Raw genomic sequence first — 13,090 nt, forward strand, 5'->3', positions numbered from 1 at the left:
ATTCCTGCGACGCGGCTCGCTCTTGGTCTGCGCGAGCCGCCATCGTCATTGAGATGGGTTATTCGCCGATCGACTTGCCGTAGCCTTCGGCGTCGAGCAGCTTGTCGAGCGTGGCGTCGCCGGCCGGCTTGATCTTGAAGAGCCAGCTTTCGTACGGCGCGCCGTTGACCTGATCGGGCGCCGAGGTCAGCGCGTCGTTCGATGCGACGATCTCGCCCGACACCGGCGCGTAAATATCGGAAGCGGCCTTCACCGATTCGATCACCGCGATCGCGTCGCCCGCCGCAACGGCCTTGCCCGCCGCGGGCAGTTCGACGAACACGATGTCACCGAGCGCTTCCTGCGCGTGATCGGTGATGCCGACGGTCAGCGTGCCATCGGATTCGGTGCGGACCCATTCGTGCGATTCGGTGTATTTCAGATCGGCCGGGATGCTCATTGGATGCTCCTTGCGTGGTTCTTTCGTGAGGTTCTTGATCGGAGGAAACGGGCGCGACGGCTTCAGGAAAGCTCAACCAGAACCTTGCCGTTGCGCACGAACGGAAGTTTTACCACGCGCGCCGGCAGTTGCTTGTCGCGGATGACGACCTGCACCGTGTCGCCGACGGCAACACCCGTGGGCACGCGCGCGAACGCGATCGACTCCTGCATCGACGGCGAAAACGTGCCGCTCGTGATTTCGCCGTCGCCGCGTTCCGTGACGACTTTCTGATGCGCGCGCAGCACGCCGCCCGCCTTGCCGTTTTCCTTGATGAGCACGAGCCCGACGAAGTTCGCCTTCGAGCCGTGCGCTTCGAGCGCGCTGCGGCCGACGAAATCGCGCGGCGTCTTCAGATCGACGGTCCACGCGAGGCCGGCGTCGAGGGGCGAGACGTTCTCGTCCATGTCCTGGCCGTAGAGGTTCATGCCGGCTTCGAGGCGCAGCGTGTCGCGCGCGCCGAGGCCGGCGGGCTTCACGCCTGCGTCGCGCAAAGCGTTCCAGAGCGCTTCCACATGCGTCGCTGGCACGACGATCTCGAAACCGTCCTCGCCTGTGTAGCCGGTGCGCGCGAGCATCAGTTCGCCGAATTGCGTCGACGGGAAAACGACCGCGTTGAACGGCTTGGTGTCCTGCGTCTGCGCGCGCGTGTCCGGCAGCACTTGCCAGGCTTTTTCGCGCGCGTTCGGACCTTGCACGGCGATGATCGCGAGGTCGCGACGCGGCGTGATGGAAAGGTTGAATTCGCCTTCGGCATTCAATTGACCGAACCAGGCGATGTCCTTCTCCGCCGTGCCCGCATTCACGACGACGCGAAAACTCGTTTCGGAGAAGTAGTAGACGATCAGATCGTCGATGACGCCGCCGTCGCCATTGAGCAGGCAGGAATAGAGCGCTTTTCCGGGCGTCGTCAGCTTGTCGACGTTATTGGCGATCGCGTACTTGAAGAATTCGCGGACGGCCTCGCCTTCGAAATCGACGACGCGCATGTGCGAGACGTCGAACATGCCGGCGTCGGTACGCACCGCGCGGTGCTCGTCGATCTGCGAACCGTAGTTGACGGGCATGTCCCAGCCGCCGAAATCGACCATGCGCGCGTTGAGCGCGAGGTGAGCGGCGTGCAGCGGCGTGTGTTGAAGAGAAGTCATCGGGGCCTCGGTTCGCGAAACAAAAAAGGCCACGCAGCGCACTATTCGCCTGCCGGATGCGCCTTTCGTGCTGCGGGAAGCAGCGCGCAAGGCCCATGCCGCGAGCGGTTGCGATGCGTGACCCCTCTGTCCTCGGTACCTGAGAGATTGCGCGAACCGTGCACGGCTGTGCCGCGGTCCATCGCGCGCCCCTTCGGTGGGCAACTGGCTCAATGACGAAGCCGCTGCCGCTCTCCAGAGTGCGAGGAAACTCGTTCCTCGACGCGGTCGGTCCTTTTGCCTGAGAGTTTGCGGGTATGCCCCTTCGGCGGCGCGGTCTTTCTCGTTGCGATGAAAGGCCACGCGCTCTCCCGACGCGTGCGGCAGAATTTACGCGACCGAATTAGGGTTGTCAAACGGATTCGGACTTGCGCGATTGCGCTTTTCCGCAGATTCGAAACCGATGCAAACGCGCGAGCGTGTATCGACAAATCCGTCGTAGTTTGTTTCAGAAGCAGCGCTTTTTCGCAATGAAATCACGCGTACACTGTTCGGATCGCGTTGATTCCTCTTCGACGATCATGGCCACGATCACCATCAACGGCGTTACTTATACAGGCAACCATGTGTCGGTTCGCGGCGGCCGCGTGCTCGTCGACGGCAAGAACGTGAGCGCCGGCGAAGCGACGCGCATCACGCTCGAAGTGCACGGCGACCTTCAGGCGTTTCAGGCGGACAACTGCGATACGGTCGCGGTTCACGGCGCGGTCGGCGTCGTGTCGACCGTATCGGGCAACGTGACTTGCGGCGATGTCGGTGGCGCGGTGTCGACGGTGTCGGGCAACGTGAACTGCGGCGACATCGCCGGCGAAGTGCGGACGACGTGCGGCAGCGTCAGCCGCCGCTAGGCGTCAGCCGCGCGCGAAGGGCACGCGCCGCCCTTCTTGCTCGCTCTGCATCGCGAGTTCGATGATCGTCATCGTGTCGACTGCGTCCTGCGGCGAAACCGGAAACGGCTTGCCATCCAGAATCGCCGCCGCCAGCGCACGATAAAACTCGACGTACGCGCCATCTTTCGTGGCGAATTCGTGACGCAGATCGAGATCGCCATCGACCTCGCGCAACGTGCCCGGCGGATTCTTCGCGAACTCCGGATTGCCCGGGCGCATCCCCGAACGCAACTGATCTTCCTGCGTATCGAGCCCGTTCTTCACATAACTGCCGCGCGTGCCGTGGATCGCGAAACGCGGCGGCTCCAGCGCCGCGAGCGCGCTCGCGTGCAGGATCACTTCCTTGTCGGCGTAACCGAGCACGAGATGCACGTAGTCCGGCGCGTGCGCGTGGTCGCGATGCGCCTTCACGAACGCCGTCACCGTTTGCGGCGCGCCGAAGAGCGTCAGCGCCTGATCGATCAGATGCGGCCCCAGATCGAACAGCAGGCCGCCGCCGCGCTCCGCTTCCTCGCGCCAGCGCTGCGGCACTTTCGGGCGGAAACGGTCGAAATGCGATTCGTAATGCGTGATGCGCCCGAGCCGTCCGCTTTCGATGAGCGCGCGCACCGTCATGAAATCGCCGTCCCAGCGACGGTTGTGAAACGGCGCGAACACGAGCCCTTTCTGCTGCGCGAGATCGGCGAGCGTGCGGGCGTCGCGCGACGAAAGCGTCACCGGTTTGTCGACGACCACGTGTTTGCCCGCCGACAGCGCCCGATGCGCGAGATCGAAGTGCGTGTCGTTCGGCGTCGCGACGACGACGCACTGGAGTTCGTCGATGGCGAGCAGCGCGTCGAAATCCGCGACGATCCGCGCGTTCGGATAATCGGCCTGCGCGCGCTCGGCCTGCGACGTGGCGATGGCCGTGACTTCGGCGTGGCCGCAGTGCTCGATGACGGGCGCGTGAAACGTCGCGCCGGCGAGGCCGTAGCCCATTACGCCGACTTTGAGTGCTGTGTCCATGCGGGCATCGTCCTGTCGTTGAATTGACCGGATATTGTGGCACGAACAGGGGCCGGAACCGCGCCGCCTCTATCGTGTTAACATCGCGCTCTCCTTTCGCGCGCAAGTCACAGCCAGGCGCGCCCAAACTCCAAAGCCAAAACGATGTCCGCTGGTCTGAACGCCGCGCAAAGCGAAGCCGTGCGCTATCTCGATGGTCCCTGTCTCGTGCTCGCCGGCGCGGGCAGCGGCAAGACGCGCGTCATCACGCAGAAGATCGCGCATCTGATCGAAGGGCGCGGCTTCGAGCCGAAGCACATCGCCGCGCTCACCTTCACGAACAAGGCCGCGCTCGAAATGCGCGAGCGCACGGCCAAGCTCCTCGAAGGCAAGACGCTCACGACGCCCGGCAAGGAAGGCCGCAAGATTCCCGTCAATCAGTTGACGATTTGCACGTTCCACTCGCTCGGCGTGCAGATCATGCGGCAGGAAGCGGAACACGTCGGACTCAAGCCGCAGTTCTCGATCATGGATTCCGACGATTGCTTCGGCATGGTTCAGGAACAGCTCGGCACGACGGACAAAGGCCTGATCCGCAAGATCCAGTCGATCATCTCGCTGTGGAAGAACGCGATGGTTTCGCCCGATCAGGCGTCCGTGCTCGCGAGCAACGAGGACGAGCATCAGGCGGCGATCGTCTATCGGAGTTACGCCGCGACGCTGCACGCGTATCAGGCGCTCGATTTCGACGATCTGATCCTGCGTCCCGCGCAGCTTTTCGCGGAGAACGAGCAGGTGCGCGACAAGTGGCAGAACCGCCTGCGCTATCTGCTGATCGACGAATATCAGGACACGAACGCGTGCCAGTATGAACTCGTGAAGCTGCTGGCCGGTCCGCGCGCCGCGTTCACGGCCGTCGGCGACGATGACCAGGCGATCTACGGCTGGCGCGGCGCGACCATCGAAAATCTCGCGCAACTCGGCAAGGATTTCCCGAAGCTGCATGTCATCAAGCTGGAGCAGAACTATCGCTCGACGGTGCGGATTCTGACGGCGGCGAACAACGTCATCGCCAACAATCCGAAGCTGTTCGAGAAGAAGCTCTGGTCCGAGCACGGCATGGGCGACACGATCACCGTCACCGGCTGCAACGACGAAGAGCACGAGGCGGAATCCGTCGTGTTTCGCTTGTCGGCGCACAAGTTCGAGCGGCGCACGCAATTTCGCGATTACGCGATTCTCTATCGCGGCAACTTTCAGGCGCGCATCTTCGAACAGGTGTTGCGGCGGGAGCGCATTCCTTATGTGCTCTCGGGCGGGCAATCGTTCTTCGACAAGGCCGAGATCAAGGATCTGATCGCGTATCTGCGGCTGATCGCCAATCCCGACGACGATCCCGCTTTCATCCGCGCCATCACCACGCCGCGACGCGGTGTCGGCAACACGACGCTCGAAGCGCTCGGCGCATTCGCGGGCGCGGCGAAGGTGTCGCTGTTCGAGGCGGTGTTCATGGGCGGCATCGAGGCGCGTCTGTCGGCGCGGCAGGTCGAGCCGCTGCGCACGTTCTGCGAATGGATCCGGCGTCTGTCGGACCGCGCCGCGCGCGATCCCGCGACCGAAGTTCTCGACGACATGATGGAAGCCATCCACTACGAGTCGTATCTCTATGACGCGTACGACGAGCGCCAGGCGCAGTCGAAATGGCAGAACGTGCTCGAATTTCTCGAATGGCTGAAGCGCAAGGGCACGAAGCCGGAAGCCGCGCCGGGCGCGGAGCAGACCGGTTTCGACACCGCCGACGGTTTCGCCGATGAAGGCAAGAACCTGCTCGGCCTGATCCAGACCGTCGCGCTGATGTCGATGCTCGAAGGCAAGGAAGAAGACCCGGATGCAGTGCGCCTGTCGACGGTGCATGCGTCGAAGGGGCTGGAGTATCCACACGTCTTTCTGGTGGGCGTCGAGGAAGGCATCATGCCGCATCGCGGCAGTTCGGACGACGACGCGCCCGTCGACGATTCGCGCATCGAGGAAGAGCGCCGGCTGATGTATGTCGCGATCACGCGGGCGCAGCGCAGTCTGCATCTGAACTGGTGCAAGAAGAGAAAGCGCGCGCGGGAGACGGTGGTGTGCGAGCCGTCGCGGTTCATCCCAGAGATGCTGCTCGACGATGCGCCGCCGCCGACGGCCGAAGAAGCGCCTTTGTCGCCGAAAGATCGCATGGCGATGCTCAAGGCGATGTTGCAGAAGACGTGAACGGTTTGCCGTCTTGCTGATGAAAAACTCCGCTCGCGCCGAGCGCTCGCGCGGGGTTTTTTTTCGCTTACTTCGCCGCGTTCGCCATGTAATCGACGGCGGCTTTCACATCTGCATCCGATGCGTTCGATCCGCCCTTTGGCGGCATCGCGCCCTTGCCGTGCAGCGCGTAGTTGTAGACGGTGTCCATCGGCTCTTTCAGGCGCGGCGCCCACGCGGCCTTGTCGCCGAACTTCGGCGCGCCGAGCACGCCCGCCGCGTGACACGCCTGACAGACCTGCTCGTAGAGCGCCTTGCCCGCCTGAGCGGCGTCGGCGCTTTGCGCGCCCGCGGCCGGCGCCGCCGATGCAACCGCCGGCACCGATGCGAGCGCCGCGACCGCTGCGGCGGCCTGAGCATTTTCGTTCGAACTGGCTGCGGCGGGCGCTGCCGCGCTCGATGCAGCCGCGGCGCCCGATGCCGGTTGCGCCGGTTCCGCGAGCTTGCCGCCGCTGCCGTTCGCCATATAGACGACCGCGCGCGCGATTTCGAAGTCGGAGTAATCGTCGGGGCTGGTGCCGCCGCGCGCGGGCATGCCGCCCTTGCCGTTGAGCGCGTTGTGCAGCAGCGTGTCGTAACCTTCGCCGATGCGCGGGGCCCATGCGCCGGCATCGCCGAACTTGGGCGCGCCGGCGGTGCCTGTCGCGTGACAGGCCGAGCACACGGCCTTGAAGACTTCCTCGCCGGACTTGTAGACGCGCGGCGCGTTGGCGTCGCGGACATCGACTTGTGCGGCGGGCGCGATGCGCGCGTTGACCGACTGCTCGATGTCCGTGCCGGCGCCGGTGCGCGTGGAATTGTTCACGTACACCGCGAGCAGGATGATGATGGCGACCGGGATGCCGAATCCCGCGATGACCGCGGCGATGAGTTGGCCGGGTGTCTTGATCGGGGCTCCGTGGGGTGCTTCGCTCATGCTTGTCTCGTCTCCCGTTTTTTGGTGTGAGTCGGTTCAGTGACAGCGTGACAGCTACGGCAGTGCGCTAGGCGCGCCTTGGGGAAAGGCACGGTCGATTATAGACGGAACGCTTAACTGTCGGCGCGGGGTGGCCGGGGCGGTGAAGCGGGCGTTTACCCGAATCGTGTGATGCTTTGTGACTCGTTCCGCGCAGGGCGCTCGGTCCCGCACAATGGACGGCGTCACGGAAAACAGGTATCCTCTCGGATTCGCATGGGCCTTGCAGCCGTCTTACGGCGTGTGTAGTTCTTCCGCAAGCCCTTCTCCGATGCGCCCGTAGCTCAATGGATAGAGTACTGCCCTCCGAAGGCAGGGGTTGCTGGTTCGATCCCAGCCGGGCGCGCCAAGCGTTTCCACTCGACAGCCGTCGCAGTCGAAACTACTCGAGTCCGCCCTCGCGGTTCGCCGTCGTCGTCCCCCAACCAAACCCCATCCCCGCCAACCACCTCCTATAAGCCACCGCCATCCGATCGCACTTCTGATGCAACTCCGCATCGAGATCGAGCGGCAAGCGCTGCGGCCATTGCGACTCCACCACCGGCGTGTCCTGCATCAAAATCTCCATATTGAAGTCGTATAGCTCGCGATCGGAATGCGTCGAATCATCCTCGTGAATCGAGACGAGCCACGCGCGCGTCTCTGTCTGCGTCACCGGCGACGCCGCCAGCATGATATGCAGCGCGCCCTGCCCGCCCGACGCCATCTTCGTCAGCTTCGCGATCAAAGGCCGCTTCACGCGATACACATAATCGATCATCGCGCCGCCGCCCTGCCCCGGCATTCCCGCCGGTTGCCAGTATCGGCATTGCCGCGCTTCCAGACCTTCATCGCTCGCGACGACTTCGTAATCGGGCACTTCCGTATGCGTGTCCTCGCCCAGAATCCCCGCATGCACGAACGAGAAATGCGCCATGTCCAGAAAATTCTCGACGACGCGCGGCGCCGACGACCTCACCGTCTGCGGCGCGAGATTGATGCGCCGGCCACCGGGAATCGCGGCTTCGGGAAAGAAATCGAGCGCATACGCAGGCTCGCCGAAACACATCCAGATAACGCCGTACTTCTCTTCGCAAACGAAAGTCGTCGCGCACGCGCGCTTCGACGGACGCAATGAAGGATTCGACGGAATCCGCAAACACTGTCCTTCGATGTCGTAACTCCAGCCGTGATACGGACACACGATCTGATCGCGCATCACATGCCCGAGCGACAACTGCGCGCCCCGATGCGGACAGTAATCGCGCCACGCATGCGCCGCGCCGATGCTGTCCCGCCACACGACGATCCGCTCATCGGCCACGATGAATCCGCGCGCGCCGCCTTCCGGCACGTCTTCGCTATTGCAAACGGGCAGCCATTCGGCAGCCAAAGAAATGGATTCGTCGCGCATCGCCGTGAATGAGAAATGGACGTTCTTAAGCTGTTCTTACACGAAACACAGCGTCTTCGCAAAACGTTGCAAAATAGCGGATCGCTCGCTCGGTGCAACTCGATACCACTCCATTCAGCCGATGCCATGCGACGGGGCCGCAGTACTTGGCAGCAAGATAAAAGAAAGAAATCACCATCCAGGGGTTCAGTATGGAGCAGGCGCATCAACCGGCACGCCGGACTTATGCCTTCGCATGGTCCGAACACCGGAATCCGGAACGCGAGCAGGCCACGCTGCGGGTCTGGATGGGAGCGGTGGTTCTTCTGGCTTACGGCGTTTTCGCGTGGCTCCGCCCTTCACACGATGCCTTCCTGACCACGCGCCTCGTCGCGCTCTATGTGTCTTATGGGGCGATCACGCTTCTGATCGTCAGCCGCATGAGCGCGCCTTCTGTTGCACGCCTGACCGTCACGACCATCGCCGATCAGACGATCCTCGGGCTCGCGCTCGCCGCGGGCGGCGCAACGGCGCTGTCGCTTCTCTGGGTGATGTTCTGGTTTCTGATCGGTTCGGGATGCCGATACGGCAAGCGCACGCTCGCCGTATCGTGCGCGACGGCGCTCATCATCGTCACGGCGATGGCCGTCTGGCAGCCGTGGTGGCACGAGAATCTTCCCGCCGCGATCGGGCTCGCGCTGAGCGTACTCGGCGCATCGGTGTATCTGAGCGTGCTCGTCGATCGGCTCGGCAACGCGAATCGCGATCTAGCGCGTCAGGCATCGACCGATCCGCTCACGGGTCTGTCGAACCGGTACGCGCTGGAAAGAGTCGTCGATCGCGCGATGAACGCGCCCGAAGCCAATGGCGATCACGCCACCGCGCTCCTTCTGATCGATCTCGACGGCTTCAAGGAAGTGAACGATACCTACGGTCACGCCGTCGGCGATCTGCTGCTGCAAGCCTTCGCGGACTCGCTCGCGAAGCGCATGCGCAAGTCGGACACCATCGCGCGTCTGGGCGGCGACGAGTTCGTCGTGCTCGCGCATCAGATGCGCGACCGCGACGCCGTGTTGTCGGTGGCCGACAACATCCATTCGGCGCTCGGCGAAATTACGTCGGTGCAGGAGCGGCCGGTGTCGGTATCGGCGAGCATCGGCGCATGCCTGCTTTCGAGCGCGGCGTCCGCGCATCAAACCGGCATGACCGCCGTGCTGCGCGCCGCCGACCGCGCGATGTACCGCGCGAAAAGTCTCGGCGAAGGGAAAACGGTCTTCGCCGAGACGCGGGACTTCGAGATCAGCTAGAGAACGTCAGGCCTCGACGCTCGTCCACGCCTGCTCGCGCAGCTTCGTGCGCAGACGCGCGACCGCCTGGCTGTGCAACTGACACACGCGCGACTCGCTCACTTCCATCACCGCGCCGATTTCGCGCAGGTTCAGGCCGCGTTCGTAATAGAGGCTCATCAGGAGCTTCTCGCGCTCGGGCAGCTTGTCGATGGCTTCGATCAGCGCGCCGCGAAGGCTGTCGTCGAGCAGCGCGGACAGCGGATCCGAACGATCGACGCAATAGCGGTCGAGGAACGGCTCGTCGTCGGCGGAGCGATCGAAGTCTTCGTAATAGATCAGCTGGCTGCCGTGCAGGTCCTGAAGCATCGACTGATATTCGTCGAGCGGCATCTTCATGTGTTCGGCGATTTCCTGCTCGCTCGCCGCGCGGCCGAGGTTCTGCTCGACCTTGTGCACCGCCGATTCCACTTCGCGCGACGTCTTGCGCATGCTGCGCGGCAGCCAGTCGTTCGCGCGGAGCTCATCCAGCATCGCGCCGCGGATGCGCTGGCTCGCATATGTTTCGAACTGCGCGCCCTGATCTTCCTTGTAGCGGCTCGCCGCGTCCAGCAGGCCGATCATGCCGGCCTGAATGAGATCGTCGAGATCGACGCTCGCCGGCATCTTGGCGACGAGTTGGAGCCCCAGCCGTCGAACGAGCGGTGCGTATTTCGTCAGCACTTCCGACTGTGAGAGTTTGCCTTGGGCGTTATACATCTTGGTCACCTATCTTGATCACATCGACGCCGTGCTGCTCAATGCAAAGTCGTGAAGCGCAGCCGCACGATGCGACGCCTCCCGCGCGCCCTGTACAGAGTCGCTAACCGGATTTCGCGCGTCGGCCTGGCCGCCCGCATCGCGCATATAAGGCGCGGGGCGCATCGGCCAGTGCAGGAGCTCCGCCGCGATTGCGCGGTAGTCGCGCGCCGCGGCCGTGGCCGGGAACGCTTCGACTGCGCAGCGTGAGAGTTCCATCGCCCGAGCGACGCGCGCATCCTCGGACACATATCCCGCCTGCACGAGCGACACGGCCAGATACCGGCTCGCGACGCCCGACAGGTTGTCGAACGCGACCGCCGCGTCGGCCGGGTTCTGCACGTGATTGACGAGCACGCGGAACTGGCCGATCGCATGGGCGTAGTGCAGTCGTTTCATGCACGCATACGCCTCGGTGATCGCCGACGCGGCTACCCGCGTCACAATAAGAAAGTCATGCGCCTGCGCCGCGAGCGTCGACAGCGCGCCGTGGCGATCGAGTTGCGCATCGATCAGCACGATGTCCGCCGGACCGTCGAGCAGCGCGCGGCATTGCGCGGCATCGTGAACGATGCGTTCGTCGCGCGGCGCGGCCATCAGCGAGAAGCCGAACGGCGTGCGCTCGACGGCATCGCCGAGCATGCGCCGGCCCGACATCACCGAGGCGAGCGCGCCCGCGTCTTCGGTGCCCACGAGACGGCTCACCGATCCCGCGTTGCGGTGCTCGTCGATCACGAGCACGTCCTTGCCGTGGATGGAAAGCGCCGCGCCGAGATTCACCACCGCCGACGTGCATCCGATGCCCGCCGGTGCGCCCGCGACCGCCACCACGCGCGAACCGGCGCGCGTAAGGAGCCGTCGCAGGCCTTCCGCCTGGTCGAGCACGAACTTATCCAAAGTGCACCTCATGCAGTTCGGTCGTGGCGCGCGCGGACAACGCGGACAGCAGCGCAGGCGTTTCTTCGTCTTGCGGCACGAAGGGCGAGTTGTCGCGCGGGATGCAGAACGCGCTCTTGATGAGAAACCGCTTGGTCGCGACGTACAGGTTCTCCGGCACTTTCTGACCGGTCGACACGTAATGCACCGGCAGCTTGTAGCGGATGACCGTATCGAGCACGCCGCCGAGATTCGTCGCTTCGTCGAGCTTGGTCAGGATGCAGCCCGCGAGCGGCGGCTGGTCCGCCGCGCTCTTGTAGGCCTGCACGACTTCGTTGAGCGTGTCGCCGTGGCTCGTCGCGTTGAGCAGCAGGATGCGCTGCACCGGATGACCCGCGCCGCACAGCATCGCGATCTGATCCGAGACCATGCGATCGCGCTGGCTCATGCCGATCGTGTCGATCAGCACGATATGTTTGTTGCGGAGTTCCGAAAGCGCGAGTTGCAGGTCCGCGCCGTCCTTCACCGCGTGAACCGACACACCGAGAATCTTGCCGAAAATGCGCAGTTGCTCGTGCGCGCCGATACGGTAGCTGTCGGTCGTGAGCAGCGCGACCTTGCTTGCGCCGAAGCGCATCACGCAGCGCGCGGCAAGCTTGGCCGTCGTGGTCGTCTTGCCGACGCCAGTCGGGCCCATCAGTGCGAACACGCCGCCGCGTTCCATCAGCGCGTCTTCGCTGTCCATCACCGGAATGTTCGATTCGAGCACCTGCTGCACCCACTCGAGCGCGCCTTCGACGCTCTCGAGTTCCGGCATGTTGTCCACCATCATGCGGACGAGCTGCGCCGAGAAACCGGCGGCGAACAAACGCTTCGTGAGCGCGCCGCCCGTCGGGTTGCGGCGCTGGCGCTCGCCCCACATGAGACCGGAGAAGTGCTCTTCCATCATCGAGCGCATCGACGAAAGCTCGTTCATCACCGTTTCGTTGACGACCTGCTCCATGCGCGTGCGGATCGCTTCGGTGACGACGGCCGCCGCGTTCGCGGGCAAGCCATCGAATGCGTGTTCCTTCGATGCCGGCGCGGCGTTCGCCTCGGCTGCTTCGGCGTGCGGCGCGCTCGCGTTGATCTTCTGCGCGGCGCGGCGCGCGGCGATTTGCGCGGCTTCGCGTGCCCAGTCGGGCGTTTGGACCTTCGGCTCGACGGCGGCTTCCGCGCGCTTCGTTTGCTGACGCATGGCGTAGCGGGCCGAGTCCGCCGTCTTTTCGACGCGCGTCTCTTGCGCAGTCACCGGGACCGGCACGCCCATGCCGCGTGCGATCGCAGCCGACGCGGTCAGCGGACGGTTCGACGGCATCGACGCCTGCTGCGCGATGCGCTTCGCATGCTCGATCAGCCACGGATTGGAATCGGCCATCGTCGGCGGCGTGTCGTCTTCTGCGCGAGCTTCCGGCTCGGCGTGAAATTCATCGTCCGCATCGGTGTTCGCGCCGAAGACGGACGAGAACACATCGCCGCTCGCGTACGGATTCGCGGCCGACTGCTTCGCCGGCATCGCGGCTGCAGCGGCGGCCAGCGCGGCGCGCGACGTGCCCGCCGAACGTGCTGCCTGTTCCTTCGCGGCGGGCGAGATCGACGCGATGTCGCTGTCCGCGACGCCGACGATCTCGACCGAGCCGTCATCGAGCGTGCGATTGGACAACACGATGGCATCGGGGCCGAGCGCTTCACGAACCTGGCGCAGTGCGTCGCGGCTGTTCGCGCCGATGAATTTACGAATGTTCAAACTTGCCCCCGATGAGGTGAAACTGCGATCTTTAGCAAGCGGACCCACTTGGCTCGTTGCCGTGTCCGCTTTTCAGTGAAGCCATTATTGCGAACTTGAGTCTTTGTCCATCGCTGGATAAGGGGTGAGAAAAAGGGGTATTTCGGCTGATGGAAGCGCGCCGTGCATCGCAAGGGCGGGCGTTTG

The 13,090-nt window shown here is 64.2% G+C and carries 11 protein-coding genes, 1 tRNA gene and 2 riboswitches; of the genes, 4 read left to right on the top strand and 8 right to left on the bottom strand.

Annotation, left to right across the window (positions count from 1 at the left end; all coding sequences use genetic code 11):
• Positions 1 to 58 precede the first annotated feature (58 nt).
• The gene (gcvH, locus tag NCS00_RS13920; protein ID WP_250440302.1) at positions 59 to 439 is read right to left on the bottom strand and encodes a glycine cleavage system protein GcvH; all 381 of its coding nucleotides are present in this window, start codon (positions 437 to 439) and stop codon (positions 59 to 61) included.
• A 62-nt stretch (positions 440 to 501) separates the two neighbouring features.
• Complete coding sequence (gene gcvT, locus NCS00_RS13925; protein WP_239295434.1) at positions 502 to 1,626, bottom strand: glycine cleavage system aminomethyltransferase GcvT; 1,125 nt, start codon at positions 1,624 to 1,626, stop codon at positions 502 to 504.
• 116 nt (positions 1,627 to 1,742) lie between these two features.
• A riboswitch (glycine riboswitch) is annotated at positions 1,743 to 1,874 on the bottom strand.
• A 9-nt stretch (positions 1,875 to 1,883) separates the two neighbouring features.
• A riboswitch (glycine riboswitch) is annotated at positions 1,884 to 1,989 on the bottom strand.
• Positions 1,990 to 2,186: 197 nt separating this feature from the next.
• Between gcvT and NCS00_RS13930 the strand changes: the two genes are divergently transcribed.
• Positions 2,187 to 2,513, top strand: coding sequence for a hypothetical protein (locus tag NCS00_RS13930; RefSeq protein ID WP_008352517.1), 327 nt, complete (start codon positions 2,187 to 2,189; stop codon positions 2,511 to 2,513).
• A gap of 3 nt (positions 2,514 to 2,516) precedes the next feature.
• Here the strand turns inward: NCS00_RS13930 and NCS00_RS13935 are convergent, their stop codons facing one another.
• Entirely contained in the window at positions 2,517 to 3,560 is a 1,044-nt protein-coding gene (locus NCS00_RS13935) for an oxidoreductase (RefSeq protein ID WP_250440303.1), read from the bottom strand.
• 144 nt (positions 3,561 to 3,704) lie between these two features.
• Here NCS00_RS13935 and NCS00_RS13940 point away from each other — a divergent pair, with 144 nt between their 5' ends.
• Positions 3,705 to 5,792: a UvrD-helicase domain-containing protein gene (locus tag NCS00_RS13940; protein ID WP_008352515.1), complete on the top strand. Its 2,088-nt coding sequence runs from the start codon at positions 3,705 to 3,707 to the stop codon at positions 5,790 to 5,792.
• A gap of 67 nt (positions 5,793 to 5,859) precedes the next feature.
• On the opposite strand, the gene NCS00_RS13945 is transcribed toward NCS00_RS13940, so the two are convergent.
• Positions 5,860 to 6,747 carry a c-type cytochrome gene (locus tag NCS00_RS13945; protein ID WP_008352512.1) on the bottom strand — a complete coding sequence of 296 codons (888 nt, stop codon included), beginning with the start codon at positions 6,745 to 6,747 and terminating at the stop codon, positions 5,860 to 5,862.
• A 312-nt stretch (positions 6,748 to 7,059) separates the two neighbouring features.
• Here NCS00_RS13945 and NCS00_RS13950 point away from each other — a divergent pair.
• Positions 7,060 to 7,135 (top strand) — tRNA-Arg (locus NCS00_RS13950).
• A gap of 33 nt (positions 7,136 to 7,168) precedes the next feature.
• Here NCS00_RS13950 and NCS00_RS13955 read toward each other — a convergent pair.
• Positions 7,169 to 8,158: a Rieske 2Fe-2S domain-containing protein gene (locus tag NCS00_RS13955; RefSeq protein WP_241814025.1), complete on the bottom strand. Its 990-nt coding sequence runs from the start codon at positions 8,156 to 8,158 to the stop codon at positions 7,169 to 7,171.
• A 212-nt stretch (positions 8,159 to 8,370) separates the two neighbouring features.
• On the opposite strand from NCS00_RS13955, the gene NCS00_RS13960 reads away from it, so the two are divergent.
• Entirely contained in the window at positions 8,371 to 9,465 is a 1,095-nt protein-coding gene (locus tag NCS00_RS13960; RefSeq protein ID WP_250440304.1) for a GGDEF domain-containing protein, read from the top strand.
• A 6-nt stretch (positions 9,466 to 9,471) separates the two neighbouring features.
• On the opposite strand, the gene NCS00_RS13965 is transcribed toward NCS00_RS13960, so the two are convergent.
• From NCS00_RS13965 to flhF, 3 genes are read right to left on the bottom strand one after another with little or no spacing between them, the layout of a single operon-like run.
• Positions 9,472 to 10,203 (bottom strand): RNA polymerase sigma factor FliA, encoded by a 732-nt coding sequence (locus NCS00_RS13965; protein ID WP_008352509.1) that lies wholly within the window; start codon positions 10,201 to 10,203, stop codon positions 9,472 to 9,474.
• 18 nt (positions 10,204 to 10,221) lie between these two features.
• A complete protein-coding gene (locus NCS00_RS13970; RefSeq protein ID WP_250440305.1) occupies positions 10,222 to 11,139 on the bottom strand; it encodes a MinD/ParA family ATP-binding protein in 918 nt (305 codons plus the stop codon).
• A complete protein-coding gene (gene flhF / locus NCS00_RS13975) occupies positions 11,132 to 12,904 on the bottom strand; it encodes a flagellar biosynthesis GTPase FlhF (protein ID WP_250440306.1) in 1,773 nt (590 codons plus the stop codon). The genes NCS00_RS13970 and flhF overlap by 8 nt, the downstream gene beginning before the upstream one ends.
• Positions 12,905 to 13,090 lie beyond the last annotated feature (186 nt).

Origin of the sequence: Caballeronia sp. AZ1_KS37, assembly GCF_023631165.1 — a bacterium.
GTDB lineage: Bacteria > Pseudomonadota > Gammaproteobacteria > Burkholderiales > Burkholderiaceae > Caballeronia > Caballeronia zhejiangensis.